A 25,864-nucleotide genomic window follows, 5' to 3' on the forward strand; every position below is an offset into this window, starting at 1 on the left:
CCTGTTTTTGCGTCCCGCATGAACACCCGCCTGGCGCCATTGCCACCACCAGTGGCGCTGATCGACTTTCCCGCCCCGCAAGGCGGGCGGCAACGCCTCGGTTTCAGCCAGCCCTTGACGTGGCTGGTGGCGACCGAACCGGGCCAGGTGCGCAGCACCATCGACGCGGCCCACGGGGAGGCCCTGAGAGGCCGCTGGTGCGTGGGCTGGGTGGCTTACGAGGCTGCCCCCGCTTTCGACGACCACCTGCCCGTTCACCAGGCCGAACCCGGCCAGCCACTGGCCATGTTCGCCGTGTTCGACCAGGCCTGGCCCTGGCCCGACAACACGCCACCGAGCACATGGCAGACCACACCCTGGCGATCCGGCTTGAATGCCCAGGACTTCACCGCCCAGGTCGAGTGCATCCGCGAGTTGATCCGCGCCGGTGAGGTCTACCAGATCAACCTGACCACGCCGCTGCGCAGCGAGTTGCAGCCGCAGGCGCCCGACACCGCCCTGGACTACTTCCATGCCCTGCACCGCAGCCAGCCGGATGGCTACGCGGCTTACCTGGACATGGCCTCACGGCCAGCGCCTGACACCTCGCTCAGCAACTGCCCCAGCCATGTGCTGAGCATGTCGCCCGAGCTGTTCTTCCACTGGCAGGGTGAGCAGATCACCACCCGTCCCATGAAAGGCACTGCCGCGCGCGGCGCCACACCCGAGGCCGACCATGCCGCCGCCCTGCACCTGCAGACCAGCGACAAGGAGCGTGCCGAAAACCTGATGATCGTCGACCTGCTGCGCAACGACCTGTCGCGCATCGCGCAACTCGGCTCGGTGCAGGTGCCATCGCTGTTCGACGTGCAGGCCTTGCCCACCGTGTGGCAGATGACCTCGACCGTGCAGGCGCGCACGCGGGATGGGCTTCGCTTGTCTGAGGTGTTCGCCGCGCTGTTCCCATGCGGCTCGGTCACCGGGGCGCCCAAGCGCCGCGCCATGCACCACATCGCCGCGCTGGAAGGCGCGCCCCGTGGCGTGTACTGCGGCGCTGTCGGCCTGATGGCACCGGGTGGCGAGGTGACGTTCAACGTGCCCATCCGCACCGTGGTGCTCAAGCCCGGTCACGCGGCATGGGAGGCCCGCTGCGGCATTGGCAGCGGCATCACCCTGGACGCCACCCCCGAGGCCGAGGCCCAGGAATGGCGCCACAAGCAAGCCTTCCTGAAGCGCGCCGCCCAGCCCTTTGAGCTGCTGGAATCACTGCGCCTGGAAGAAGGCAGCATTCCGCGGATGGACGCCCACCTGCAACGGCTGGCCGGCACCGCCCGGCACTTCGGCTTTCCGCTGGACATCGGTGCCGCCCGGAACGCCTTGCAGCGGCAAGCCCTGGCGTGTCCGCAAGGCCTTCACAAGCTGCGCCTGCTGGTCGATGCCCGAGGCCTGGTCACGTGCGAAGCCGCGCCAGTGACGGCCAGCAACCCGCCCATCACCGTGGCCCTGGCCAAGCAAGCCATGCCGCCGGCCGACGAATTCATCGCGCACAAGACCACCCAGCGCGGCGCCTATGCGCCTTTCCACGCACCCGCTGGCTGCTTCGACACCCTGCTGTGGAATGCACAAGGCGAACTCACCGAGTTCACCATCGGCAATGTGGCCGTGAAGCTGGCGGGTGAATGGTTCACCCCGCCCCTGTCGGCCGGTCTGCTGCCCGGCGTGATGCGCCAGACCCTGTTGACCGAAGGCCGCCTGCGCGAGCGCACGATCACCTTGGACGAGCTCAGGCACCATGCCGAGGGCCTGGCCCTGATCAACAGCGTGCGCGGCTGGCTGGACGCGCGCCTCGCCCCCCAAGACGAACCCACCGCCGGAGATTGAACATGCGCTTTCTGCACACCATGCTGCGGGTCACCAACCTGCAGCGCTCGATTGATTTTTACACCCAGGTGCTGGGCATGACCCTGCTGCGCACCACCGACCGGCCCGACCAGCAATACAGCCTGTCCTTTCTGGGCTTTGGCCGTGGCAACCCCGAGCAGGCCGAACTGGAGCTGACCTACAACTACGGGGTCGGGCAATACGAGCTGGGCACGGCCTACGGCCACATCGCCATCGGCGTCGACGACATCATGGCCACGTGCCAAGCGGTGCGCGACAAGGCCGTGGCCCTGGGTGGGGCCATCACGCGCGAGCCGGGCCCCGTCAAAGGCGGCAACACGGTGATCGCCTTCATCACCGATCCTGATGGCTACAAGATCGAGTTGATCGATTCACGGTCGAAGCTCTGACGACGCAGCCTCGCCGCTGAATCAGCGCTGCGCCGGAATCTGCGGCGTGTCGACGACCACATCGCCACACTGGGCGCGGTGCATCAGGGCGTGGTCGATCAGCACCAAGGCCAGCATGGCCTCGGCGATCGGGGTGGCGCGGATGCCCACGCAGGGATCGTGGCGGCCAAAGGTTTCGACCGTGGCGGGCTGGCCTTGCAGGTCGATGGACTGGCGCGGCACGCGGATCGAACTGGTTGGCTTGATGGCGATTGAAACGCGCAGATCCTGGCCCGTGGAGATGCCGCCCAGCACGCCACCAGCGTGGTTCGAGCCAAAGCCCTCTGGCGTCAGTTCATCGCCATGCTCGCTGCCCTTCTGGGCCACGACGCCGAAGCCATCACCGATCTCGACGCCTTTAACGGCGTTGATGCCCATCATGGCGTAGGCGATGTCGGCGTCCAGCTTGTCGAACAGGGGGGCGCCCAGGCCGACCGGCACATTGGTGGCCTCGACCGTCAGGCGCGCGCCGCACGAGTCACCTTCTTTGCGCAGCGCGTCCATGTAGTCTTCCAGCGCCTGGATCTGGCTGGTGTTGGGCGCGAAGAAGGGGTTCTGGTGCACGTGCTCCCAGCCTTCGAAGGCGATAGGCACATGGCCGAGCTGGGTCATGCAACCGCGGAACTCGGTGCCGTACTGCTCGCGCAGCCACTTCTTGGCCACGGCGCCGGCCGCCACCATGGGCGCGGTCAGGCGGGCGGACGAACGGCCACCGCCACGGGGGTCGCGCAGGCCGTATTTGTGCCAGTAGGTGTAGTCGGCATGGCCGGGGCGGAAGGTCTGCAGGATGTTGCCGTAGTCCTTGCTGCGCTGGTCGGTGTTGCGGATCAGCAGGGCGATGGGCGCGCCAGTGGTCTTGCCCTCGTAGACACCGGACAGGATCTCGACCGCGTCGGGTTCATTGCGCTGGGTGACGTGGCGGGAAGTGCCGGGACGGCGGCGGTCCAGTTCGGGCTGGATGTCGGCCTCGGACAGGGTCATGCCCGGAGGGCAACCATCGATCACACAACCGATGGCGGGGCCGTGAGACTCACCAAAATTGGTGACCGAAAACAGAAGTCCAAGGGTGCTGCCAGCCATTGCGCGAACCAGGTAATTGCGAAAGACGCGAGACCGCCATTGTCCCCCATGACGACAACGCCCGGACAGAGCCGGGCGCTTTGGTTGGAAGCCACAGGGCTTCCGCGAGAAAAAGCAGGCTCAGAGCAGCGCTTGGCGCTCGCCGTTTTCTTCTTCGACCGGCCAGTCGCGGATGTAGGCCTTGAGCATGCGGTTCTCGAAATCCTGGCTGTCGACCACGGCCTTGGCCACGTCGTAGAACGACATCACGCCCATGAGGGTTTTTTGCGTCATGACCGGCATGTAGCGCGCATGGCGGCTGAGCATCATGCGGCGGACTTCATCGATCTCGGTGTCGGGGGTGCAGGTCAAGGGATGGTCGTCCATGACCGAACGCACGCGTGTGTCGCCAATGACGCCACCATTGCGCACCACCGCCTGGATCACCTCGCGGAAGGTGAGCATGCCCACCACATCACCGTGGTCCATCACCACGAGGGACCCGATGTCGAACTGCGCCATGGTGTTGACGGCCTCGGACAAAAGCTGTTCGGGTTGTACGGTGTAGAGCGTGCTGCCTTTGACTCGCAGGATGTCACTGACTTTCATGGCCTGTCTCCTCTGGCTCCGGGGGGTTGCACAAGTGCTTCTGACACTGTCGTTGTCATATTGCCGCAATACGAAGCAAACGCCAATGGGTCGTGCGGCGCAAACCCGCGCAAATTCAAGGCTTTTGAAGCCCAAACCATGACCGAATGCCCATCTGGTCGCTGCCTGGCTGGGGTTCACCCTGAGATGCACCACGGCGGATCAGCCCAGCGATTGTCGCAGGGTCAACTCGTCCAGTCTGGCCGCGTTCCAGAAGCCGTCCGTGAAACCATCGGGCTTGAGCAGCAGGCGCCCCACCAAGGGAGCCATCGACGTCTGGTCTGCGTCACACAAGAGCACAAAACGGCCTCCGCCTTCCGCCTCAGGCTCGTCCAGCCGCGCCACCCAGTCCAGCTCGACCAGGGTTTCGAGGATGGGTTCGATCTGCAATGGGTCGGTGCGCAACAGGGCGGCCAGCCCTTCGGACGAATACCCTTTTTGTGGCTCATGCTGCACCGCATCAAGCGCCTTGAGCAACGCCAGGCCCAGTTGGAACCGGTGTCCTGGCGTGTCAGGCCAGCGTTTGACCTGCGAGAGCAGGCTGGGCGTGTAAGCCGCGATCACCGCCCCCATCAACACGATCACCCAGCTCAGGTAGATCCAGACCAGGAAGATGGGCACGGCCGCGAACGCCCCGTAAATGGTGGAGTAGATCGGCACTTTGCTGAGGTACAGGGCCAGCACCTTCTGGCCCATTTCCAGGGCGCCCGACACGAACAGTGCGCCGCCCCAGGCGTGTTCCCAGCGCACATGGGTGTTGGGCACGAAGCGGAACAGCGCGGCAAAACCGCTGGTCTGCAGGCCGAACACGATCAGACCCAGGAAGAACTCGACGCCGCCGGGCAGCTCGTCCACCAGGCCCCGCGAGGCCGACAGCAGGTACGAGGTCACCGACAGGCTGGCGCCGAGCACCAGTGGGCCCAGGGTGAGCGCCGACCAGTACACCAGGATTTTCTGGGCCACCGGCCGGGGCGTGCGCACCCGCCAGATGGCATTGAGCGTGCGGTCGATGGTCAGCATCAGCGCGAGGGCCGTGACGGCCAAGGCGATCAAGCCCATGCCGCCCAATTGACTGGCCTTCAGGGCGAACTTGGTCAGCGAGAGCAGCACCGGCTTGGCGATGGCATCCGGCACGAAACCCTGGATGAATTGCAGCTCAAGGGTCTTGCGGAAACGGGCGAACACCGGGAAGGCGCTGAACAGGGCCAGCATCACGGTGAACAGGGGCACCAGGGCGATGGTGGTGGTGAAGGTCAGGCTGCCAGCGGTCACGCCCAGGCGGTCTTCGCGGAAGCGCTGACGCAGTGTCACCAGGGTCTGCGCCCAGGGCCACTGCTTCAGGGTCACGATCAGGGCCGACCAGCGCTCACGGGCAGTCGACCACGCGGTCAATTTCGAAATCATCTGGCTATGATGCCAGCCATGGTGCCCCCCGGGCGCCCACACCGCCGACACGCCTCCAATTGATGCCCGACCACACCGCTTCCTTGCCGAACCTGGCCCCGGGCCAGCACCCCGCCTCGCGGCTGCGCGCCATCCACCTGGTGCGGTGGATCGCGTTCAGCTCGCTGGTGGGGCTCATCGCGCTTGGTTTGCTGTGGGAACTGCAACTGGCCCCGCTCAAAGGTGGCACGGGCATGCTCGCCTTCAAAGTCCTGCCGCTGGTCTTCGGGCTCACCGGCCTGGTCAAACACCGCCTGTACACCTTCCGGTGGTTGTCCTTGCTGGTCTGGCTTTACTTCACCGAAGGGGCCATGCGGGCCACCAGCGACACCGGCCTCAGCCAAGTGCTGGCCGGCATCGAGGTGCTTTTGAGTCTCGCCTTGTTCACCGCCTGCGCGGTCTACGTGCGCTTGCGGCTGAAGGCGGGCAAAGCAAAGCTTCCCGCCACCACGACCTAGCGTCATCCGCCAAGGGGCAAGGCATGCCGAATGAACAAGAATTCCTGAACGCCTTGCGCCAATGCCTGGGCGACGACGGCATGACCACGCCCGCCAGCGGCGACTTGGCCGACCTGGCGCCGTGTCTGCGCGACTGGCGAGGGCGCTATGTGGGCCAGCCACTGGCGATCGCCCGCCCGCGCGACACGGGGCAAGTGGCCGCCGTGGTCCGGCTGTGCGCCAACCATGGTGTCAGCCTGGTACCCCAAGGCGGCAACACCAGCCTGGTCGGCGGATCCATCCCCGATGCCAGTGGGCAGCAGTTGCTGCTCAAGCTGGAGCGCCTGAACGAGGTCGTGGCCGTGGACACCGCCAACCTGTCGATGACGGTTCAGGCCGGCTGCACACTCGCCCAGGTGCAGGCAGCGGCGGCGCAAGCCGGCCTGCTGTTTCCGCTGAGCCTGGCGTCCGAGGGCTCGTGCACCATCGGTGGCAATCTGGCCACCAATGCTGGCGGGACGCAGGTGCTGCGTTATGGCACGGCCCGCGAACTGTGCCTGGGCCTGGAAGTGGTCACCGCCCAGGGCGAGGTCTGGGATGGCCTGAGCGCCCTGCGCAAGGACAACAGCGGCTACGACCTGCGCGACCTGTTCATCGGCAGCGAAGGCACCTTGGGCGTCATCACCGCCGCCACCTTGCGCCTGTTTCCCCAGCCCGTGGGTCAGGTCACCGCCCTGGCCACCTGCCCCAGCCTGGAGGCCTGCGTCGACCTGCTGCAAGGTGCCCGCGCCACCTTGGATGCCGGCCTGACCGGCTTCGAGGTCATGCACGCCTGGCCCATCGCCTTGGTGCGGCAATACCTGCCCGAACAAGCCCGTGCCATGGCCCCATTGGTCAGCGATGCGGCCAGCGGCCAGGATGCCCCGCCTTGGACCGTTCTGATCGACACGGCCCACCCTGCCTCGGACACCGTGGCCAGAGAGGCCCTGGAAGCCTTGCTGGGCCAGGCCGTGGCCACGGGCGTGGTGTTGGACGCCACGGTCGCCCAGAACAACACGCAGTCCCGGGCGATGTGGGCCTTGCGCGAAGCCATTCCCGTGGCCGAACGCCAGGAAGGGCTCATGGTCAAACACGACATCGCCGTGCCCACCTCCGCCATACCGGCCTTCGTCCGCACCACGCAAGCGCAACTGGCGCAGGCCTTTCCGGGCAGTCGCGTTGTGTGCTTCGGGCACCTCGGCGATGGCAACTTGCACTACAACGTTCAGGGTCCGCCCGGCATGCCCTCCACCACATTCGTGGCCGAGCATGAGGCCGCGGTCAACCGCTTGATCTACGACACCGCCTTGCAACTGGGGGGCACGCTGTCGGCTGAACATGGCATTGGTCAGCTCAAGCGCGACGAGCTGGCTCGGCGTAAATCTGGGGTGGCGATGGGCATGATGCGGTCGATCAAGCGGGCGCTGGACCCTTTGAACCTGATGAACCCCGGCCGCTTGATCAACTCGGATCAGGACCTCTGACAGACGGACAGGCCTGCCGCGGACCTCAGGCGACGGGCTGCCAATCCAGGGGCCAGGCCCCTGCCCGCCATTGTTTGAGCCACATCATGCCGACGATGGTCTTGGCATCGGTCAGCAGGCCCTGCTGCATCCACTGGTCGAGCTCCTCGGCCGTGGTCGTGAACACGTCCAGAAACTCGCCATCGTCGAGGTGACGTTCACCCAGGGTCAGGCCGTCGGCGAACCAGATCTCGATGACCTCGGTGGCATAGCCGATGACGGGGTGCATGATGCCGGCCTTGGCCCAGCGCGTGGCCCGGTAGCCGGTTTCTTCCAGGAGCTCGCGTTGGGCGCAGGCCAGGCCTCCCTCGCCCGCGTCCAGTTTGCCCGCGGGAAACTCGATCATGGTCTGGCGCACGGGATAGCGGTACTGCCGCTCCATCACCAGCTGGCCATCGGGCAGCAGGGCCACGATCATCACGGCCCCGGGGTGGACCACGTATTCGCGACCGGCTTCCCGGCCATTGGGCAGGCGGACACGGTCGCGCCGCAGGTCGATGAAGTGGCCTTGGTAGACCTGCTTCGACTCGATGGTTTCTTCGCGCAGGTGCTCGTCGTTCTTCATCGGGTCAGCGCACGGCGTTGCGGCGCAAGTAGCGCCACACGAAGCCAGGAAAAGCCAGGGTCAGGAAGGTGAGCAAGCCCACGGCGTAGAACTCCCAACGCTGTGGGCTGTTCTGCCCCAACTGCCCTTCCAGGGCACGCCCCAGCGCGAACACGAGGCCGGCGTACACCAGCAACTCCAGCAGGCGCCAGACCAGTGATTTGGGCACCCGCCTGGGCCCGAGCAGGAACAGGCGGTTGTTCAGGAATGGCGCGTTGGCGGCCAGCATGGCCACCAACAGCATGGTGGTCACCGCCCAGAAGGGGATCAGACCACCCATGCGCGATCAGCCCGCCAGGGACTGCGTGATGGCCCGCGCGCACAGCGCCATCAGGCCGCCCGGCAGGATGCCCAAGGCCAGCACCGCCACGGCGTTGGCCGACAGCAAGGCGCGGGCCTCACCACTGGCCGTGACCGGCGCGGTGTCCGTGGGCTCGTCGAAGTACATGACTTTGACGATGCGCAGGTAGTAGAAAGCGCCCACCAGCGACAGCATCACGGCGGCCACGGCCAGTTGCAGGTGCAAGGCAGAACTGGTGGTCACCAGCGACTGCAGCACCGCCAACTTGGCGTAGAAACCCACGGTGGGCGGCAGGCCGGCCAGCGAGAACATGAAGATCGCCATCACCGCGGCCATCTGCGGGCTGCGCTTGTTCAAGCCCGCCAGGTCGGACACCTGCTCGGCTTCGAAGTTGGGCCGGGAGAGGAACATGATGATGCCGAAGGTGCCCAGGGTGGTCAGCACATAGGTCAGCACGTAGAACAAGGCCGAACCATAGCCATTGCTGGCCGACACCGTGTTGCCCGACACCACGCTGGGCACGAAACCCAGCAGCATGAAGCCCAGCTGCGCAATGCCGGAATAGGCCAGCATGCGCTTGAGGTTGGTCTGCGCGATGGCCGCCAGGTTGCCCAATGCCATTGAGGCCACGGCCAGGATCATCAGCATCTGCTGCCAGTCGGTGGCGGTGTTGATCAGGCCTTCCACCAGCAGGCGGATGGTGATCGCGAAGGCCGCCAGCTTGGGCGCACCGGCCACCATCAGGGTGGCCGCCGTGGGGGCGCCCTGGTACACGTCGGGGATCCACATGTGGAAAGGCACGACCCCCAACTTGAAGGCCAGGCCCGACACGATGAACACCAGGCCGAAGGTCAGCACCTGCTTGTTGATCTGGCCGGACAGCGTGGCCTTGTAGACCTCGCCCAGGTCGAGCGAGCCCGTGGCACCGTACATCATCGACAGGCCGTACAGCAGGAAGCCGCTGGCCAGAGCGCCCAGCACGAAGTACTTCATGGCGGCTTCGGTCGATTGCGAATGGTCACGGCGCAAGGCCACCAGCGCGTACGACGACAGCGACATCAACTCCAGACCCAGGTAGATGGTCAGGAAGTTGTTGCCGATGATCATGATCGAGATGCCCAGCAGCGCGAACATGCTCAGGGTGAACAGCTCGCCCTTGAGGATGTCGCGTGCACCGGCATAGGTCTGCGCGTAGACCAGGCTGGCCATCACGGCCAGCGTGGCGCACAGGGCCAGCAGGTGGCCCATGGGGTCGGTCACGACCATGCGCTGCATGGCGTAGCTGGAGGTGCTGGCGTCCAGCGCACCGAGGTGCAAGCCGGCCACCGCGGCCAGCGACACCATGGTCAGGATGTAGGTCGGCAGGCGGCGCGGGTGCGTCACGAACAGGTCCACCAGCGCGACCACGCAGGCCATGGCCAGCAACAGGATCTCGGGGGCGACCACGAGCCAATTGAGTTGTGTCATGTTGTTCTCGGGCCTTTAGTTCAACTTGCTTTGCGCCACGTGCTTGAGCAGCTCGGTCACGGACACGTGCATCGCGTCGGTGAAGGGCTTGGGCTGGATGCCCATCCACAGCACGGCAACGGCCAGGATGGCCATGATCAGGAATTCGCGGGCGTTGATGTCGGTCAGGCCACGCACGTCGTCATTGGCCACATCGCCCAGGTAGACGCGCTTGTACATCCACAGCGTGTAGGCCGCGCCGAAGATCAGGGCGGTGGCGGCCAGCAGGCCGATCAGGAAGTCGAACTGCACGGCGCCCAGGATCACCATCCATTCGCCGACGAAACCCGCGGTGCCCGGCAGGCCGCAATTGGCCATCGAGAACAGCAAGGCAAACGCCGCGAACTTGGGCATGGTGTTGACCACACCGCCGTAACTGGAGATTTCACGCGAATGCACGCGGTCGTACAGCACGCCGATGGACAGGAACATGGCGCCCGACACGAAGCCGTGGGCGATCATCTGCACCAGGCCGCCGGACATGCCCAGTTCGTTGAAGATGAAGAAGCCCAGGGTGACGAAACCCATGTGCGCGATGGACGAGTACGCCACCAGCTTCTTCATGTCCTGCTGCACCATGGCCACCAGGCCGATGTAGATCACGCCGATCAGCGACAGGGTGATCACGATGGGCGCGAACTCGCGGCTGGCGTCCGGCACGATGGGCAGCATGAAGCGCAGGAAGCCGTAGCAGCCCAGCTTCAGCATGATCGCGGCCAGCACGACCGAGCCCCCCGTGGGCGCCTCGACGTGGGCATCGGGCAGCCAGGTGTGCACCGGCCACATCGGCACCTTCACGGCGAAAGCCGCGAAGAAGGCGCCGAACAGCAGCGATTGGGCCAAGGCTGGCAAAGGCAGCTTGTGCCAGGTCAGGATGTCGAAGCTGCCCCCCGACTTGTAGTACAGGAAGATCAGCGCGATCAGCATCAGCAGCGAGCCGAGCAGCGTGTACAGGAAGAACTTGAACGCCGCATAGACGCGGCGCGGTCCGCCCCACACGCCGATGATGATGTACATCGGGATCAGCGTGGCTTCGAAGAAGACGTAGAACAGCAGCCCGTCGATCGCCGAGAACACGCCGACCATCAAGCCTGACAGGATCAGGAAGGCGCCGTAGTACTGGTGCGGACGGTCTTCAATGACCTGCCAGCCGGCCAGCACCACGATGATGGTGATGAAGGCCGTGAGCGGCACGAACCACATCGAGATGCCGTCGACGCCCAGGTGGTAGAACACATTGAAGCGGTCGATCCAGGCCGCCTTTTCGACGAACTGCATGGCAGCCGTGCCATTGTCGAAACCGGTCATCAAAGGAATGGTGACCAGGAAGCCAACGATGGCGCCGATCAGCGCGATCCAGCGGGTGACTTTGGCATTTTCCTGCCGGCCAATGGCCAGCAGCAAGGCACCGAATGCCACCGGAATCCAGATGGCCAGGGAAAGGGTATTGGACATTGTTTGCATGAACTGGCCCCGCGCTCAATGTTGCATGAACACGAACCACGTCATGAGGGCGAACACCCCCAGGATCATGACCAGCGCGTAGTGATAGAGGTAACCGGTCTGGAACAGGCGGACCAGCGAACTGATCAAGCCCACCAGCTTGGCCGAGCCGTTCACGGCCAGGCCATCGATGATGGCTTGATCGCCAACCTTCCACAGGCCACGGCCCAGCAAGCGTGCGCCCGCGGCCAGCACGTTCTCGTTGAACCAGTCCAGGAAGTACTTGTTCTCGCCGATGACGATGAGCGGGCGCAACACGCGGGCGAAGAACGCCGGGATCTGGGGTGCGACCATGTAGAACACGAAGGCCGTGACCACACCGCCCAGGGCCAGCCAGAACGGCAAGGTGCTCAGGCCGTGCACGGCCATGGCGGTGGCGTCGTGGAACTCGTGGGCGAGCTCTTCCATGGCGGGGTGCAGCTCATGGTTCACGAAGATCGAGCTCTTGAGGAACTCACCGAAGAGCATGGGCTCGATGGTGAACCAGCCGATCAGGACCGAAGGGATGGCCAGCAGCACCAGCGGCACCGTCACCACCCAGGGCGACTCGTGCGGCGTGTGCGCATGGCCATGACCATGGTCGTCATGCTCGTCGTGGTGATCGTGCTCGCCCGGGAAAGGCTTGTGGTGGAAGTGTTCCTTGCCGTGGAAGACCAGGAAGTACATCCGGAAGCTGTAGAAGGCCGTCACGAACACGCCGATGATCACGGCGTAGTACGCGAAGTGCGCGGCCGGCAGGTGGCTGGCGTGCACCGCTTCGATGATGCTGTCCTTGGAATAGAAGCCCGAGAAGAACGGCGTGCCGATCAGGGCCAGCGAGCCCAGCAGCGACGTGATCCAGGTGACCTTCATGTACTTCCACAGGCCGCCCATGTTGCGGATGTCCTGGTCGTGGTGCATGCCCATGATGACGGAGCCGGCGCCGAGGAACAGCAGGGCCTTGAAGAAGGCGTGCGTCATCAGGTGGAACACGGCCATGTTGTAGGCAGAAGCGCCCAGCGCCACGGTCATGTAACCCAGCTGCGACAGCGTGGAATACGCAACCACGCGCTTGATGTCGTTCTGGATGATGCCCAGGAAGCCCATGAACAGCGCCGTGATCGAACCGATGACCAGGATGAAGTTCAGCGCGGCGTCCGACAGTTCGAACAGCGGCGACATGCGAGAGACCATGAAGATACCGGCCGTCACCATGGTGGCAGCGTGGATCAGCGCGGAGATCGGGGTCGGGCCTTCCATCGAATCGGGCAGCCACACGTGCAGCGGGAACTGCGCCGACTTGCCCATCGCGCCGATGAACAGGCAAATGCAGATGACCGTGATCAAGGACCAGTCGGTCTTGGGCAGGGTGAGGGCCGCCAGGTCATTGCCCTTGGCGAAGATCTCGGTGTAGCTGAGCGAGCCGGTGTAGGCCACGATCAGGCCAATGCCCAGGATGAAGCCGAAGTCACCCACGCGGTTGACCAAAAAGGCCTTCATGTTGGCGAAGATGGCCGTGGGCTTCTTGAACCAGAAACCGATCAGCAGGTAGGACACCAGGCCCACCGCTTCCCAGCCGAAGAACAGCTGCAGCAGGTTGTTGCTCATCACGAGCATCAACATCGAGAAGGTGAACAGCGAGATGTAGCTGAAGAAGCGCTGGTAGCCGTCGTCCTCTGCCATGTAGCCGATGGTGTACAGGTGCACCATCAGCGAGACGAAGGTCACCACGCACATCATCATGGCGGTGAGGCCGTCGACCATGAAGCCGACTTCCATCTTCAGCGACCCGAGGGTCATCCATTCATAGACCGTCTGGTTGAAGTGCGCACCATCCTGGACCACCGCTTGCAGCGTCATGGCCGAGAAGATGAAGGCGATCAACACACCGAGGATGGTCAACACGTGCGATCCGCGCCGGCCGATGGCCTTGCCGAACAGGCCGGCCGCGATCGAACCCACCAGCGGTGCCAAGGGCACGACCAGCAGGTTGTTGAGTGAGAGCTCTGACATTGTTATGGTTCTCCTGGCGCCCGTCGATCAGCCCTTGAGGGTGTCGAGCTCGTCCACATTGATCGACTGTCGGTTCCGGAACAGCACCACGAGGATGGCCAGGCCAATCGCCGATTCGGCGGCCGCCACCGTCAGGATGAAGAACACGAAAACCTGCCCGTCCATGTCGCCCAGGTAATGGGAGAACGCGACGAAGTTCATGTTGACCGCCAGCAGCATCAGCTCGATGGCCATCAGCAGCACGATCAGGTTCTTGCGGTTCAGGAAGATGCCGATCACGGACATGGCGAACAAGATCGCGCCCAGTGACAGATAGTGCCCAAGGGTCACAGCGGTCATGCCTGACCTCCAGCGGGGTTGGATTCAATGGGGGCCTCAGGCTTTTCAACCACGGCATCGACCTTGACGACGCGCAGGCGGTCGGCCTTGTTGGCCTTGACCTGCTCGGCCGGGTTCTGATAGTGCGAGTCCTTGCGGCGACGCAGGGTCAGCGCGATGGCGGCGATGATGGCCACCAGCAGGATGACGGCGGCGATCTGCACGGGGAACAGGTAGTGCGTGTACAGCTCGATGCCCAGCGCCTTGGTGTTGGCGTACTTGGCCACTTCAGGCGGGAAAGCCTTGGGCTGACCCAGGTCGAAACCACGGGTCAGCACGAAGGCCATTTCCAGCGCAATGACGACGCCAATCAGGCCGGCCAGCGGGAAGTGCTTCCAGAAGCCGCGGCGCAGCGAGTCCATGTTGACGTCGAGCATCATCACCACGAAGAGGAACAGCACCATGACCGCCCCCACGTAGACAAGGACCAGCGCGATGGCCAGGAACTCGGCTTGCAAGAGCATCCAGATGCAGGACGCGCTGAAGAAGGCCAGCACCAAGTGCAGGGCCGCGCTGACCGGGCTTTTCGCGGTGATCACGCGAAAGGCCGCGAACAGCAGCACGAATGAAAAAACGTAGAAGAGCGCAGTTAAGGTGTCCATGTCTTTGTCGGATCAGCGGTACTTCGCGTCCGCCTCCTTGCTGGCTGCGATTTCTTTTTCGTAGCGGTCGCCCACGGCCAGGAGCATGTCCTTGGTGAAGTACAGATCGCCACGCTTTTCGCCGTGGTATTCAAAAATGTGCGTCTCGACGATCGAATCGACCGGGCAGCTTTCTTCGCAGAAGCCGCAGAAAATGCACTTGGTCAGGTCGATGTCGTAGCGCGTGGTACGGCGGGTGCCGTCGTCGCGCACGTCGGACTCGATGGTGATGGCCATCGCCGGGCAGACAGCTTCGCACAGCTTACAGGCGATGCAACGCTCTTCGCCGTTTTCATAGCGGCGCAGGGCGTGCAGGCCACGGAAGCGTGGCGACATGGGCGTCTTTTCCTCCGGAAACTGCACCGTGATGGCGGGCTTCAGGAAGTGGCGGCCGGTCAAGGCCAGTCCCTTGAACATCTCCGCGAGGAAGAAGCTCGAGACGAAGTTTTTGAGCGAGAAGGTGCTTGTTGCGGTACTCATGAGGTCGGCCCCTTACTTCCAGATGTTCCAGGGAGACATGATCCAGACCCCCACGATCACCAACCACACCAGGGTGATCGGGATGAAGATCTTCCAGCCCAGACGCATGATCTGGTCGAAACGGAAGCGGGGGAAGGACGCCCGCACCCACAGGAACATGGTCACGATCAGGAAGGTCTTGCCGAACAGCCAGATCCACCCGGGGATGAAGTTCAGGAAATGCACCGGCGCCAGCCAGCCACCGAAGAACATGACGGCGGCCAGGGCCGACACCAGGATCATGTTGGCGTACTCGGCCAGGAAGAACATGGCGAAGGCCATGCCCGAATACTCGACCATGTGGCCAGCCACGATTTCCGATTCGCCTTCCACCACGTCGAAGGGGTGGCGGTTGGTTTCGGCCAGGCCGGAGATGAAGTACACCACCGTGATCGGCAGCAGCGGCAGCCAGTTCCAGGACAGGAAGCTCCAGCCTTGCGCCGCGAACGTGCCCTTGTCCTGCGCCAGCACGATGTCGCTCATGTTCAGCGAGCCCGACACCATCAGCACGATCACCAGGCAGAAGCCCATGGCGATTTCATACGACACCATCTGCGCCGAAGCGCGCATGGCGCCCAGGAAGGCGTACTTGGAGTTGGACGCCCAGCCCGCGATGATCACGCCATAGACTTCCAGCGAGGTGATCGCCATCAGGAACAGCAGGCCGGCGTTGACGTTGGCCAGCGCGACCTCGGGGCCGAAAGGGATGACGGCCCACGCGGCCAGGGCCGGCATGATCGTCATGATGGGGCCGAGGAAGAACAAGCCCTTGTTCGCCGCCGACGGCACGATGATCTCCTTGAAGATCAGTTTGACGGCATCGGCGATGGGCTGCAGCAGGCCGTAAGGGCCGGTGCGGTTCGGGCCCGGACGGACCTGCGTCCAGCCGATGAACTTGCGTTCCCACAAGGTCAGGTAGGCCACGCAACCCAGCAAAGGCAGCAGCACGCAGACGATCTTGATCAGCGACCAGACCACGGGCCAGGCGCCTCCGAGGGCGCCAGCGCCAGCGTTGTAAAAGGTATCGATCATGTGATGGTTCTCCGCCTCAGACCTTCTCGACGCGGATGGCGCCAAACTGCGCGCCCAGCGACGATGTCAAGGCATGGCCTGCGGGCACACGCACCACATTGGCCGGCAGGCTGGCGTCCAGCACCGCGCTCAAGGTGGCCGAGCCGTTGTCTTGCGACACCCGCACTTGCGCACCTTCGGCCAGGCCCAGTTCGGCCCACAGGGCCTTGGACAGGCTGGCCACCGGGGGCTTGGCATCCGCGGTCTTCTGCAGGGACTCGGAGCGGCGCACCAGCGCGTCGGCGCTGTAGATGGACACATCGGCGATGCGTTCCAGCCCGCCCGTCGAGCCTTGCAGCTGGACCGTGGCCGTGCTCTGGTTGGACAGGCGCGAAGGGATCGCGGCCACGTCGCCCAGCGCACTGGCCCGGACTTCTTCCGACGTTTCGAACTCGAAGCCCGGGATGCCGAGCATGTTGCCCAGCACGCGCAGCACCTTCCAGGCCGGGCGGGTGTCGCCCAGGGGCTTGACCACGCCATGGAAGCTTTGCACGCGGCCTTCGGCGTTCACGAAGGTGCCCGAGGTTTCAGAGAATGGCGCGATGGGCAGCAGCACATCGGCATAGTCGTTGGCGCCGGACTTGAAGGCCGACAGCGACACAACCATCTGCGCGTTGTTGACGGCAGCACGGGCGGCCAACGGGTTGGCCGCGTCGAACTCGGGTTCGGCGTTCAGCAGCAGCACGGCCTTGATCTTGTTGCCCGACAGCATCTGCCCCGCGTTCAGGCCGCCTTGCTGGGGTTGCGCGCCCACGAGCTGCGCGCCAACCGTGTTCGCCGATTCGCCCAGGAAGCCGACGGTGGCGCCGGTCTGCTCGCCGATCCAGTGGGCCAGCGCATGCAAGGTCGAAGCCTGCGGATGTTGAGCGGCGGCGTTGCCCAGCAGGATGGCTTTCTTCTCGCCCGACAGCAGCGAGGCCGCGATGGCCTGGGCCGCTTGCGTGGCGTTGCCTTGGGCCGGGGCGGACACGCCCTTGCCTTCACCCACGGCCACGGCGATGTCGGCCAGGCTCTGGGCCCAGGCGCTGGGCGCCAAGACGACGCGCTGCGCGATGGGCAGCAGCCAGTCGTCGGTGGTGGCGCCGATGGCGCTGATCTGCGCACCGCGCTTGGCGGCGTGGCGCAGGCGCGAGGCGAACAGCGGATGGTCCTTGCGCAGGAAGGAGCCGATCACCAGCGCGCGGTCCAGGGTGGACAGCTCGGCGATGGGCAGGCCCAGCCAGGTCACGCCGGGCGTGGCGGTGAAATCGGATTGACGCAGGCGGGTGTCGACGTTGTCGCTGCCCAGGCCGCGCACCAGTTGGCCCAGCAGGTACAGCTCTTCAACGGTGCTGTGCTCGGTGGCGAGCGCGCCGATGGCTTCGGCGCCGTGGTCGTTCTTCACGCCCTTGAGGCCATTGGCCACGTATTCCAGCGCCGTGGTCCAGTCGACTTCGCGCCACTGGCCGCCCTGCTTCAGCATGGGCTTGGTCAGGCGCTGGTCGCTGTTCAGGGCTTCGTAGCTGAAGCGGTCGCGGTCGGCGATCCAGCATTCGTTGACGGCTTCGTTTTCCAAAGGCACGACGCGCAACACCTTGCCGCTCTTCACCTGAACGATCAGGTTGGCGCCGGTGGAGTCGTGCGGCGACACGCTCTTGCGGCGCGACAGTTCCCAGGTGCGGGCGCTGTAGCGGAAGGGCTTGCTGGTCAGCGCGCCGACGGGGCAGATGTCGATCATGTTGCCCGACAGTTCGGAATCGACCGTGTTGCCCACGAAGGTGGTGATCTCGGAATGCTCACCGCGGTGGATCATGCCGAGTTCCATCACGCCGGCGATCTCTTGCCCGAAGCGCACGCAGCGGGTGCACTGGATGCAGCGGCTCATTTCGTCGGCCGAAATCAAGGGGCCCAGATCTTTGCGGAAGACCACGCGCTTTTCTTCTTCGTAGCGCGAAGAAGAACCGCCATAGCCCACCGCCAAGTCTTGAAGCTGGCACTCGCCACCCTGGTCGCAGATCGGACAGTCCAGCGGGTGGTTGATGAGCAGGAATTCCATCACGCCCTGCTGGGCCTTGATGGCTTTCTCGCTCTTGGTGCGCACGATCATGCCCTGGGTCACCGGGGTGGCGCAGGCCGGCATGGGCTTGGGCGCCTTCTCGATGTCCACGAGGCACATGCGGCAGTTCGCCGCGATCGACAACTTCTTGTGATAGCAGAAGTGCGGGATGTAGGTGCCGTTTTGCTCGGCCGCATGCATGACCATGCTGCCTTCAAGCACCTGGACTTTTTGTCCGTCGAGTTCGATTTCAACCATGTTTGTTCTCACCTGTGTGCGACCGGCCTGCCGCCGGGCCGCCCCAAGGAAGGCCAGCCCCCTCGGGGGGCAGCGAGGTAATCCGAGCGTGGGGGCGCTTATACATATGAGGGGACCACGCAGGTCTTGTGCTCGATGTGGTGGATGAACTCATCGCGGTAATGCTTGATGAAGGCACGCACCGGCATGGCCGCGGCATCGCCCAGTGCGCAGATGGTGCGGCCCTGGATGTTGTCGGCGACGGAGTTCAGCAGCTCGATGTCCTCGATGCGGCCCTTGCCGGTTTCGATCCGGTCGACCATGCGCCACAACCAGCCCGTGCCTTCGCGGCAAGGCGTGCACTGGCCACAGCTTTCGTGCATGTAGAAGTAGGACAGGCGCTGCAGGCTCTTGACCATGCAGCGGGTTTCGTCCATCACGATCAGCGCACCCGAGCCCAGCATCGAGCCGGCCTTGGCGATGGAGTCATAGTCCATCGTGCACTCCATCATGATGTGGGCGGGCAGCACGGGCGACGACGACCCACCGGGGATCACGGCCTTGAGCTTCTTGCCGCCACGCACGCCACCGGCCAGCTCCAGCAGCGTGGCGAAAGGCGTGCCCATCGGGATCTCGTAGTTGCCGGGACGCTCGACGTCGCCGCTGACCGAATACAGCTTGGTGCCGCCGTTGTTGGGCTTGCCCACATCGAGGAAGGCCTGGCCGCCGTTGCGGATGATCCAGGGCACCGCCGCGAAGGTTTCGGTGTTGTTGATCGTGGTCGGCTTGCCGTACAGGCCGAAGCTGGCCGGGAACGGTGGCTTGAAACGGGGCTGGCCCTTCTTGCCTTCGAGCGATTCGAGCAGCGCGGTTTCTTCACCGCAGATGTAGGCACCGAAACCATGGAAGGCGTGCAGCTGGAAGCTGTAGTTGCTGCCCATGATGTTGTTGCCCAGCACGCCGGCGGCACGCGCTTCCTCCAAGGCAGCTTCAAAGCGCTCGTACACCTCGAAGATTTCACCGTGGATGTAGTTGTAGCCCACGCTGATGCCCATCGCATACGCGGCGATGGCCATGCCTTCGATCACGATGTGCGGGTTGTACATCAGGATCTCGCGGTCCTTGCATGTGCCGGGTTCGCCTTCGTCGGAGTTGCACACCAGGTACTTCTGGCCAGGGAAGGCGCGGGGCATGAAGCTCCACTTCAAGCCCGTGGGGAAGCCGGCGCCGCCCCGACCACGCAGGGCCGACAGCTTCACGTCGGCAATGACTTGCTCAGGCGTCATGCCTTCGCCGCCATCCAGGCCGAGGATCTTGCGCAAGGCCTGGTAGCCACCGCGTGCCTGGTAGTCGGCCAGGTGCCAGTTCTGGCCGTCCAGATCGGCGTAGATCTGGGGACTGATGTGGCGACCGTGGAAAACGGTTTCCCGGCCGGTCGATTGGAATTGGGAAAGGTCCAGCATGGGGGTGTCCTTGCTCACTTCGCGTTGGCCTTGAGCGTGTCGACCAGCGCATCCAGGCGGTCGTTGCTCATGAAGCTGACCATCTGGCGGTCATTGACCAGCAGCACCGGCGAATCGGCGCACGCGCCCATGCACTCGCCTTGCTGCACGGTGAACACGCCATCGGCCGTGGTCTCGCCGGCTTCGATGCCCAGCTTGTGGCACAGGTGCTCCAGCGCCTTCTGGCCATCGCGCAACTGGCACGGCAGGTTGGTGCAGACGTTGATCTTGAACTGACCCACCGGCTGCTGGTTGTACATGTTGTAAAACGTGGCGACCTCGCGCACGGCGATGGGCGCCATGCCGAGGTGCTCGGCGATCAGCTTCTCGCCTTCGGGCGTGATCCAGCCGTTCTCCTGCTGGAAGATGGACAGGCAGGCCATCACCGCGGATTGTTTCTGATCGGCCGGGTACTTGGCCACTTCGCGGTCGAAACGCGCTTTGGTTTGTTCGCTGAGCATGGGTTTGTCAGTCATCTCGCTTCTTAGCGGTCGATCTCACCGAACACGATGTCCATCGTGCCGATGATGGCCACGGCGTCGGCCAGCATGTGGCCACGGCCCATCTCGTCCAGGGCCGCGAGGTGCGGGAAACCGGGCGCGCGGATCTTCAGGCGGTAAGGCTTGTTGGCACCATCGCTCGCGAGGTAGATGCCGAACTCGCCCTTGGGGTGCTCCACCGCGGCGTAGGCCTCACCTTCGGGCACGTGGAAGCCTTCAGTGAACAGCTTGAAGTGGTGGATCAGCTGTTCCATCGAGGTCTTCATCTCGACGCGCGACGGCGGGGCCACCTTGTGGTTGTCGGTGATGACGGGACCGGGGTTGGCGCGCAGCCAGTCGACGCACTGCTTGATGATGCGGTTGGACTGGCGCAGTTCTTCGACGCGGACCAGGTAACGGTCGTAGCAGTCGCCGTTCTTGCCCACGGGGATGTCGAAGTCCATGCGGTCGTAGACATCGTAGGGCTGGTGCTTGCGCAGGTCCCACACCACGCCCGAGCCCCGCAGCATGGCGCCCGAGAAGCCCAGGTTCAGGGCACGTTCGGGCGAGACCACGCCGATGCCGACGGTGCGCTGTTTCCAGATGCGGTTGTCGGTCAGCAGGGTTTCGTATTCGTCGACCAGGCCAGGGAAGCGCTGCGTGAAATCGTCGATGAAGTCCAGCATGGACCCCTGGCGGTTTTCGTTCAGGCGCGCGATCGTCTTGGCGTTCTTGATCTTGCTGACCTTGTACTGCGGCATGGTGTCCGGCAGGTCGCGGTAGACGCCACCTGGACGGAAGTAGGCCGCGTGCATGCGGGCACCCGACACGGCCTCGTACAAGTCGAACAGGTCTTCACGTTCGCGGAAGCAGTAGATGAGGATGTTCATCGCACCGCAGTCGAAACCATGGCAGCCCAACCACAGCAGGTGGTTCAGCACGCGCGTGATCTCGGCGAACATCACGCGGATGTACTGCGCACGCACGGGCACGTCGAGGTCCAGCAGCTTCTCGATGGCCAGGCAGTAGGCGTGCTCGTTGGCCATCATCGAGACGTAGTCCAGGCGGTCCATGTAGGGCAGCGACTGGATGAAGGTCTTGGACTCGGCCAGCTTCTCGGTGGCGCGGTGCAGCAGGCCGATGTGCGGGTCGGCGCGCTGGATGACTTCGCCGTCCAGCTCGAGCACCAGGCGCAGCACGCCGTGGGCGGCCGGGTGCTGGGGTCCGAAGTTCAGGGTGTAGTTCTTGATTTCAGCCATGATTACTTCAGACCGCCGTAGTTGTCTTCGCGGATGATGCGCGGGGTGATCTCGCGCGGCTCGATGGTCACCGACTGGTAGATCACGCGCTTTTGCTCAGGGTCGTAGCGCATCTCGACATGGCCCGACACCGGGAAATCCTTGCGGAAGGGGTGGCCGATGAAGCCGTAGTCGGTCAGGATGCGGCGCAGGTCGATGTGGCCTTCGAAAATGATGCCGTACAGGTCGAAGGCTTCGCGCTCGAACCAGTTGGCCGAGCTCCACACGTCGTTGACCGAGTCCACCATGGGCAGGTCGTCATCGGGCGCGAAGACCTTCAGGCGCAGGCGCCAGTTCTTGGCGACCGACAGCAGGTGGCTGATCACACAGTAACGCGGGCCTTCGGAGTAGATCGAGGCGGCGCCGTCCTTGTAGGTGGAGTAGTCCATGCCGCACAGGTCCTGGAGCTGCTCGAAACGCAGCTCAGGGTGGTCGCGCAAAGTGGTGGCCACGCGGACGTAATCGGTGCTGGACACGGTCAGGGTCAGTTCGCCCCGGTGGCTGTCCAGCCGCTTGACCGCATCGCCCAGCACGGAAGTCAGGGCGGCTTGCAGGGTGTCGAGTTTGGTGCTCATTGAACGGTCCGGCCCTGTCAGCGGGCAATGGTGTTTTCGCGGCGGATCTTGGCCTGCAATTGCAGGACGCCGTACAGCAGGGCCTCGGCCGTGGGCGGGCAGCCCGGCACATAGACATCGACCGGCACGATGCGGTCACAGCCGCGCACCACCGAGTAGCTGTAGTGGTAGTAGCCACCGCCGTTGGCGCACGAGCCCATGGACAGCACCCAGCGGGGTTCGGCCATCTGGTCGTAGACCTTGCGCAAGGCCGGGGCCATCTTGTTGCACAGCGTGCCCGCCACGATCATCAGGTCGGACTGGCGTGGGCTGGGACGGAACAGCATGCCGAAGCGGTCGATGTCGTAACGTGCCGCGCCCGCGTGCATCATTTCAACCGCGCAGCAGGCCAGGCCAAATGTCATCGGCCACAGCGACCCGGTCTTGGACCAGTTGATCAGCGTGTCCGCCGACGTGGTGATGAAGCCCTCTTTGAAGACGCCTTCGATACCCATGTGATTACCTCATTCCCAATCCAGGGCGCCTTTTTTCCACTCGTAGGCAAAGCCCACGACGAGGATGCCCAAAAACAGCATGATGGCCACGAAGCCCGCCATGCCCACTTCCTTCAGGGCCACGGCCCAGGGGAAGAGAAAAGCGATTTCAAGGTCGAACAAGATGAACAGGATGGCGACGAGGTAATACCGGACGTCGAATTTCATCCGCGCATCTTCAAAGGCCTCGAAGCCGCATTCATAAGGGGAGTTTTTAGCCGCATCAGGACGACGCGGGCCCAGCAGAAAGCCAAGCAACTGAGGGGCCACCCCGACTCCGACACCCACGAGGATGAACAGGATGACGGGCAGGTAGTTCTCAAGATTCATCATGAGTGGGGGCTCTCAAGCGGAACAGAACAGGCAACAGGCGATTGAAACACATTCAAATCAAAAAGCAAAAAGCGCGCTGAGCTGCGAACTCAAACGCGCCTACCTTGGGTCTTTGCACCGATGACCGCCAACACCAATCAAAGGGGCAAAAAGCGGATTGAACATGGACGGCGCGAAGACACGGATTTTTAATGCTTTGGTGCCGACGGCGAGACTCGAACTCGCACAGCTTTCGCCACTACCCCCTCAAGATAGCGTGTCTACCAATTTCACCACGTCGGCATGGGGTCAAGGCCTTTTCAAGCCTGATTTGAATCCAGCTTCGGCTTGCTTGAGGCTTGCTCACCGAAGACTTAGATTCTAACCCGAAACGGATGAGAAGGGTGTTGCGCCCTCCTCAACTCTGAATCATTTGGTCGGGATTAGTGCCGCGCCAGAAGCGGGTTGCGCCGTTGCCGAAGCAGCCGATGCCGCAGGCGCCGAAGCCGTGGCCGCGGGTTGGTCGAACACGCTCGGCTGGTCGGACGATGCACCGCCATGGTGGTTGCCGACATAAGCCAGGCCCAGGGTGGACAGGAAAAACACCGTGGCAGCCACGGCCGTGGAGCGCGACAGGAAGTTGGCACTGCCCGTGGCACCAAACAAGCTGCCCGAAGCACCACTGCCAAAGGAGGCCCCCATGTCGGCACCCTTGCCGTGCTGAACCAGCACCAGGCCGATCATGGACATGGCGGAAATGATCTGGAGCACTTGCACCAGGGTTGCAAAAACTTGCATGTTGTCAGAACTCCAGATGGACCCGTGCGGCCTCAGGCGGCGCGGGCAATGGCGGCGAAGTCGGAAGCCTTCAGAGAGGCGCCGCCGATCAGACCACCGTCGATGTCGGTTTGAGAGAAAAGCTCGGCGGCATTGTCAGGCTTGACGCTGCCACCGTAGAGCAAGGGGACATTGACCGCTTGAGCCTGCGCGGCCTTGAGCTGCGCACGCAGGAAAGCGTGCACGGCCTGGGCTTGCGCAGGCGAAGCGGTCTTGCCGGTGCCGATGGCCCACACGGGCTCATAGGCCACGACCACCTTGGCCAGATCGGCACCCAGGGTGTCGGTCACGGCCTTGAGCTGGCGGGCAACCACAAACTCGGTCTGCCCGGCTTCGCGCTCGGCCAGGGTTTCACCCACGCAAACGATGGGCACCAGGCCTTGCGCCAAAGCCGCCTTGGCCTTGTCGGCAACCAGTTGGTCGCTTTCGGCATGGTAGCTGCGGCGCTCGGAGTGCCCCACGATGGCGTAATGCGCACCGAACTCGCGCACCATGGCGCCCGACACCTCACCGGTGTAGGCGCCTTGGGCTTGAGCGGACACGTCTTGTGAGCCGAACGCGATGGCACTGCCCTGCAGCGCACTCGCCACTTCACCCAGGTAGGGGAAAGGCACGCACACCGCAACATCCGACCTGGGCGCCGAAGCGCTCAAGTCGGCCTCGAGCAGACCCTTGAGGAGTTCGGCATTGGCAGCGCGGCTGCCATGCATCTTCCAGTTGCCGACGACGAGTTTCTTGGACAGGGCCATGACGATCACTGTTGCTGTTGTTGTTGCTCTTGCTCTTGCGAAGCACGGTCGTCGCCGCGGCCACCACGGTCACCGCGGTCACGGCCACGGTCGCCGCGATCACCACGGTCGCCTCGGTCCGAACGCTCGCGCTCGGGGGCCATGCCTTCAGGACGCTCTTGCAGCACCTTCATGGACAGCTTGACGCGGCCCTTTTCGTCGGTTTCCATGACCTTGACCTTGACGATCTGGCCTTCCGACAGGTAGTCGGACACCTTCTCGACGCGCTCGTGGGCGATCTGGCTGATGTGCAGCAGACCGTCCTTGCCAGGCAGCAGGTTGATCAGGGCACCGAAGTCGAACAGCTTGGTGACCGGGCCTTCGTAGACCTTGCCGATTTCGACTTCGGCGGTGATCTCGGCGATGCGCTTCTTGGCTTGTTCGGCCTTTTCAGCATCGGCCGAAGCGATGGTGATGGTGCCGTCTTCAGCGATGTTGATCTGGCAACCGGTTTCTTCGGTCAGCGCACGGATGGTGGCGCCGCCCTTGCCGATCACGTCACGGATCTTGTCCGCGTTGATCTTCATGGTGTACAGGCGGGGCGCGAATTCCGAGACTTCGGTGTTGGCGCCGGACATGGCTTCGGTCATCTTGCCCAGGATGTGCAAGCGAGCTTCCTTGGCTTGCGCCAGTGCCACTTGCATGATTTCCTTGGTGATGCCCTGGATCTTGATGTCCATCTGCAGGGCGGTCACGCCACCGGTGGTGCCGGCGACCTTGAAGTCCATGTCACCCAGGTGATCTTCATCGCCCAGGATGTCGGTCAGCACGGCGAAGCGGTTGTCTTCCTTGATCAGGCCCATGGCGATGCCCGCCACGTGCGCTTTCATGGGGACGCCAGCGTCCATCATGGCCAGGCAGCCGCCGCAAACCGAAGCCATCGACGAGGAGCCGTTGGACTCGGTGATTTCCGAGACCACGCGCACGGTGTAACCGAAGTCTTCCTTGTTGGGCAACAGCGGCACCAGGGCGCGCTTGGCCAGGCGGCCATGGCCGATTTCGCGGCGCTTGGGCGTGCCCACGCGACCGGTTTCGCCGGTGGCGAAGGGAGGCATGTTGTAGTGGAACAGGAAGGTGTCGCGGAAGTCGCCGGCCAGCGCGTCGATGCGCTGCGCGTCTTGCTCGGTGCCGAGCGTGGCGACGACCAGGGCCTGCGTTTCACCACGGGTGAACAGGGCCGAACCGTGGACGCGGGGCAGCACGCCCGTGCGGATCTCGATGGGGCGCACGGTGCGGGTGTCGCGACCGTCGATGCGGGGTTCGCCGGCCAGGATCTGGCTGCGCACGATCTTGGC

Annotated in this window: 26 protein-coding genes and 1 tRNA gene; 4 read left to right on the forward strand and 23 right to left on the reverse strand. The window is 64.0% G+C overall.

What is annotated here, in order from left to right; translation table 11 throughout:
* The first annotated feature begins 18 nt into the window (after positions 1-18).
* Together ACREB4_RS09470 and gloA are read left to right on the forward strand one after the other, a co-directional pair.
* Positions 19-1,860, forward strand: a complete 1,842-nt coding sequence (locus ACREB4_RS09470) for a chorismate-binding protein (protein ID WP_431587966.1) — start codon at positions 19-21, stop codon at positions 1,858-1,860.
* A gap of 2 nt (positions 1,861-1,862) precedes the next feature.
* Positions 1,863-2,270: a lactoylglutathione lyase gene (gene gloA, locus ACREB4_RS09475; protein WP_431587967.1), complete on the forward strand. Its 408-nt coding sequence runs from the start codon at positions 1,863-1,865 to the stop codon at positions 2,268-2,270.
* Positions 2,271-2,291: 21 nt separating this feature from the next.
* Here gloA and aroC read toward each other — a convergent pair whose 3' ends face one another.
* The 3 genes from aroC to ACREB4_RS09490 form a co-directional block, all read right to left on the reverse strand.
* Positions 2,292-3,389, reverse strand: coding sequence for a chorismate synthase (gene aroC / locus ACREB4_RS09480; RefSeq protein WP_431587968.1), 1,098 nt, complete (start codon positions 3,387-3,389; stop codon positions 2,292-2,294).
* Positions 3,390-3,509: 120 nt separating this feature from the next.
* Entirely contained in the window at positions 3,510-3,977 is a 468-nt protein-coding gene (locus ACREB4_RS09485; RefSeq protein WP_431587969.1) for a CBS domain-containing protein, read from the reverse strand.
* A 201-nt stretch (positions 3,978-4,178) separates the two neighbouring features.
* The gene (locus ACREB4_RS09490) at positions 4,179-5,420 is read right to left on the reverse strand and encodes a YihY family inner membrane protein (RefSeq protein ID WP_431587970.1); all 1,242 of its coding nucleotides are present in this window, start codon (positions 5,418-5,420) and stop codon (positions 4,179-4,181) included.
* 62 nt (positions 5,421-5,482) lie between these two features.
* Between ACREB4_RS09490 and ACREB4_RS09495 the strand changes: the two genes are divergently transcribed.
* Positions 5,483-5,917, forward strand: a complete 435-nt coding sequence (locus tag ACREB4_RS09495; protein ID WP_431587971.1) for a DUF2069 domain-containing protein — start codon at positions 5,483-5,485, stop codon at positions 5,915-5,917.
* A 23-nt stretch (positions 5,918-5,940) separates the two neighbouring features.
* Positions 5,941-7,419, forward strand: a complete 1,479-nt coding sequence (locus ACREB4_RS09500) for an FAD-binding oxidoreductase (RefSeq protein WP_431587972.1) — start codon at positions 5,941-5,943, stop codon at positions 7,417-7,419.
* 25 nt (positions 7,420-7,444) lie between these two features.
* Here ACREB4_RS09500 and ACREB4_RS09505 read toward each other — a convergent pair whose 3' ends face one another.
* The 20 genes from ACREB4_RS09505 to pnp form a co-directional block, all read right to left on the reverse strand.
* Positions 7,445-8,023 carry an NUDIX domain-containing protein gene (locus tag ACREB4_RS09505; protein WP_431587973.1) on the reverse strand — a complete coding sequence of 193 codons (579 nt, stop codon included), beginning with the start codon at positions 8,021-8,023 and terminating at the stop codon, positions 7,445-7,447.
* A gap of 4 nt (positions 8,024-8,027) precedes the next feature.
* Positions 8,028-8,342, reverse strand: a complete 315-nt coding sequence (locus tag ACREB4_RS09510; RefSeq protein WP_431587974.1) for a DUF2818 family protein — start codon at positions 8,340-8,342, stop codon at positions 8,028-8,030.
* A 6-nt stretch (positions 8,343-8,348) separates the two neighbouring features.
* On the reverse strand, positions 8,349-9,830 hold the full coding sequence (gene nuoN, locus ACREB4_RS09515; RefSeq protein WP_431587975.1) for an NADH-quinone oxidoreductase subunit NuoN: 1,482 nt from the start codon (positions 9,828-9,830) through the stop codon (positions 8,349-8,351).
* A gap of 15 nt (positions 9,831-9,845) precedes the next feature.
* Positions 9,846-11,324 carry an NADH-quinone oxidoreductase subunit M gene (locus ACREB4_RS09520; RefSeq protein WP_431587976.1) on the reverse strand — a complete coding sequence of 493 codons (1,479 nt, stop codon included), beginning with the start codon at positions 11,322-11,324 and terminating at the stop codon, positions 9,846-9,848.
* Between the two features lie 24 nt (positions 11,325-11,348).
* Positions 11,349-13,364: an NADH-quinone oxidoreductase subunit L gene (gene nuoL, locus ACREB4_RS09525; RefSeq protein WP_431587977.1), complete on the reverse strand. Its 2,016-nt coding sequence runs from the start codon at positions 13,362-13,364 to the stop codon at positions 11,349-11,351.
* Positions 13,365-13,391: 27 nt separating this feature from the next.
* Positions 13,392-13,703, reverse strand: a complete 312-nt coding sequence (gene nuoK, locus ACREB4_RS09530) for an NADH-quinone oxidoreductase subunit NuoK (RefSeq protein WP_230179292.1) — start codon at positions 13,701-13,703, stop codon at positions 13,392-13,394.
* Positions 13,700-14,344: an NADH-quinone oxidoreductase subunit J gene (locus tag ACREB4_RS09535; protein ID WP_431587978.1), complete on the reverse strand. Its 645-nt coding sequence runs from the start codon at positions 14,342-14,344 to the stop codon at positions 13,700-13,702. The genes nuoK and ACREB4_RS09535 overlap by 4 nt, the downstream gene beginning before the upstream one ends.
* Before the next feature lie 12 nt (positions 14,345-14,356).
* Entirely contained in the window at positions 14,357-14,863 is a 507-nt protein-coding gene (gene nuoI / locus ACREB4_RS09540; RefSeq protein WP_431587979.1) for an NADH-quinone oxidoreductase subunit NuoI, read from the reverse strand.
* A gap of 12 nt (positions 14,864-14,875) precedes the next feature.
* Entirely contained in the window at positions 14,876-15,934 is a 1,059-nt protein-coding gene (nuoH, locus tag ACREB4_RS09545) for a complex I subunit 1/NuoH family protein (RefSeq protein WP_431587980.1), read from the reverse strand.
* 16 nt (positions 15,935-15,950) lie between these two features.
* Positions 15,951-18,266: an NADH-quinone oxidoreductase subunit NuoG gene (gene nuoG, locus ACREB4_RS09550; RefSeq protein ID WP_431587981.1), complete on the reverse strand. Its 2,316-nt coding sequence runs from the start codon at positions 18,264-18,266 to the stop codon at positions 15,951-15,953.
* Between the two features lie 98 nt (positions 18,267-18,364).
* The gene (gene nuoF, locus ACREB4_RS09555) at positions 18,365-19,708 is read right to left on the reverse strand and encodes an NADH-quinone oxidoreductase subunit NuoF (protein WP_431587982.1); all 1,344 of its coding nucleotides are present in this window, start codon (positions 19,706-19,708) and stop codon (positions 18,365-18,367) included.
* Positions 19,709-19,722: 14 nt separating this feature from the next.
* Positions 19,723-20,208, reverse strand: coding sequence for an NADH-quinone oxidoreductase subunit NuoE (gene nuoE / locus ACREB4_RS09560; RefSeq protein ID WP_431587992.1), 486 nt, complete (start codon positions 20,206-20,208; stop codon positions 19,723-19,725).
* Positions 20,209-20,231: 23 nt separating this feature from the next.
* Complete coding sequence (locus ACREB4_RS09565; RefSeq protein ID WP_431587983.1) at positions 20,232-21,485, reverse strand: NADH-quinone oxidoreductase subunit D; 1,254 nt, start codon at positions 21,483-21,485, stop codon at positions 20,232-20,234.
* Positions 21,486-21,487: 2 nt separating this feature from the next.
* Positions 21,488-22,099 (reverse strand): NADH-quinone oxidoreductase subunit C, encoded by a 612-nt coding sequence (locus ACREB4_RS09570; protein WP_431587984.1) that lies wholly within the window; start codon positions 22,097-22,099, stop codon positions 21,488-21,490.
* A gap of 17 nt (positions 22,100-22,116) precedes the next feature.
* Positions 22,117-22,593: a NuoB/complex I 20 kDa subunit family protein gene (locus ACREB4_RS09575; RefSeq protein ID WP_300540260.1), complete on the reverse strand. Its 477-nt coding sequence runs from the start codon at positions 22,591-22,593 to the stop codon at positions 22,117-22,119.
* A 9-nt stretch (positions 22,594-22,602) separates the two neighbouring features.
* Positions 22,603-22,962 (reverse strand): NADH-quinone oxidoreductase subunit A, encoded by a 360-nt coding sequence (locus ACREB4_RS09580; RefSeq protein ID WP_431587993.1) that lies wholly within the window; start codon positions 22,960-22,962, stop codon positions 22,603-22,605.
* A gap of 200 nt (positions 22,963-23,162) precedes the next feature.
* A tRNA-Leu gene (locus ACREB4_RS09585) sits at positions 23,163-23,247 on the reverse strand.
* Between the two features lie 126 nt (positions 23,248-23,373).
* Positions 23,374-23,742 carry a preprotein translocase subunit SecG gene (gene secG / locus ACREB4_RS09590; RefSeq protein ID WP_431587985.1) on the reverse strand — a complete coding sequence of 123 codons (369 nt, stop codon included), beginning with the start codon at positions 23,740-23,742 and terminating at the stop codon, positions 23,374-23,376.
* A 32-nt stretch (positions 23,743-23,774) separates the two neighbouring features.
* The gene (tpiA, locus tag ACREB4_RS09595) at positions 23,775-24,530 is read right to left on the reverse strand and encodes a triose-phosphate isomerase (RefSeq protein WP_431587986.1); all 756 of its coding nucleotides are present in this window, start codon (positions 24,528-24,530) and stop codon (positions 23,775-23,777) included.
* A gap of 5 nt (positions 24,531-24,535) precedes the next feature.
* The coding region (pnp, locus tag ACREB4_RS09600; RefSeq protein WP_431587987.1) for a polyribonucleotide nucleotidyltransferase at positions 24,536-25,864 on the reverse strand (1,329 nt) is incomplete at its 5' end.

Source organism: Aquabacterium sp., assembly GCF_050725395.1.
Classification (GTDB): domain Bacteria; phylum Pseudomonadota; class Gammaproteobacteria; order Burkholderiales; family Burkholderiaceae_C; genus Aquabacterium.

Bases quoted from the DNA above. Each gene is read 5' to 3' on its own strand.
- ACREB4_RS09470 (WP_431587966.1), top strand. From the start codon at position 19: ATGAACACCCGCCTGGCGCCATTGCCACCACCAGTGGCGCTGATCGAC.
- gloA (WP_431587967.1), top strand. From the start codon at position 1,863: ATGCGCTTTCTGCACACCATGCTGCGGGTCACCAACCTGCAGCGCTCG.
- aroC (WP_431587968.1), bottom strand. From the start codon at position 3,389: ATGGCTGGCAGCACCCTTGGACTTCTGTTTTCGGTCACCAATTTTGGT.
- ACREB4_RS09485 (WP_431587969.1), bottom strand. From the start codon at position 3,977: ATGAAAGTCAGTGACATCCTGCGAGTCAAAGGCAGCACGCTCTACACC.
- ACREB4_RS09490 (WP_431587970.1), bottom strand. From the start codon at position 5,420: ATGATTTCGAAATTGACCGCGTGGTCGACTGCCCGTGAGCGCTGGTCG.
- ACREB4_RS09495 (WP_431587971.1), top strand. From the start codon at position 5,483: ATGCCCGACCACACCGCTTCCTTGCCGAACCTGGCCCCGGGCCAGCAC.
- ACREB4_RS09500 (WP_431587972.1), top strand. From the start codon at position 5,941: ATGCCGAATGAACAAGAATTCCTGAACGCCTTGCGCCAATGCCTGGGC.
- ACREB4_RS09505 (WP_431587973.1), bottom strand. From the start codon at position 8,023: ATGAAGAACGACGAGCACCTGCGCGAAGAAACCATCGAGTCGAAGCAG.
- ACREB4_RS09510 (WP_431587974.1), bottom strand. From the start codon at position 8,342: ATGGGTGGTCTGATCCCCTTCTGGGCGGTGACCACCATGCTGTTGGTG.
- nuoN (WP_431587975.1), bottom strand. From the start codon at position 9,830: ATGACACAACTCAATTGGCTCGTGGTCGCCCCCGAGATCCTGTTGCTG.
- ACREB4_RS09520 (WP_431587976.1), bottom strand. From the start codon at position 11,324: ATGTCCAATACCCTTTCCCTGGCCATCTGGATTCCGGTGGCATTCGGT.
- nuoL (WP_431587977.1), bottom strand. From the start codon at position 13,364: ATGTCAGAGCTCTCACTCAACAACCTGCTGGTCGTGCCCTTGGCACCG.
- nuoK (WP_230179292.1), bottom strand. From the start codon at position 13,703: ATGACCGCTGTGACCCTTGGGCACTATCTGTCACTGGGCGCGATCTTG.
- ACREB4_RS09535 (WP_431587978.1), bottom strand. From the start codon at position 14,344: ATGGACACCTTAACTGCGCTCTTCTACGTTTTTTCATTCGTGCTGCTG.
- nuoI (WP_431587979.1), bottom strand. From the start codon at position 14,863: ATGAGTACCGCAACAAGCACCTTCTCGCTCAAAAACTTCGTCTCGAGC.
- nuoH (WP_431587980.1), bottom strand. From the start codon at position 15,934: ATGATCGATACCTTTTACAACGCTGGCGCTGGCGCCCTCGGAGGCGCC.
- nuoG (WP_431587981.1), bottom strand. From the start codon at position 18,266: ATGGTTGAAATCGAACTCGACGGACAAAAAGTCCAGGTGCTTGAAGGC.
- nuoF (WP_431587982.1), bottom strand. From the start codon at position 19,708: ATGCTGGACCTTTCCCAATTCCAATCGACCGGCCGGGAAACCGTTTTC.
- nuoE (WP_431587992.1), bottom strand. From the start codon at position 20,208: ATGCTCAGCGAACAAACCAAAGCGCGTTTCGACCGCGAAGTGGCCAAG.
- ACREB4_RS09565 (WP_431587983.1), bottom strand. From the start codon at position 21,485: ATGGCTGAAATCAAGAACTACACCCTGAACTTCGGACCCCAGCACCCG.
- ACREB4_RS09570 (WP_431587984.1), bottom strand. From the start codon at position 22,099: ATGAGCACCAAACTCGACACCCTGCAAGCCGCCCTGACTTCCGTGCTG.
- ACREB4_RS09575 (WP_300540260.1), bottom strand. From the start codon at position 22,593: ATGGGTATCGAAGGCGTCTTCAAAGAGGGCTTCATCACCACGTCGGCG.
- ACREB4_RS09580 (WP_431587993.1), bottom strand. From the start codon at position 22,962: ATGAATCTTGAGAACTACCTGCCCGTCATCCTGTTCATCCTCGTGGGT.
- secG (WP_431587985.1), bottom strand. From the start codon at position 23,742: ATGCAAGTTTTTGCAACCCTGGTGCAAGTGCTCCAGATCATTTCCGCC.
- tpiA (WP_431587986.1), bottom strand. From the start codon at position 24,530: ATGGCCCTGTCCAAGAAACTCGTCGTCGGCAACTGGAAGATGCATGGC.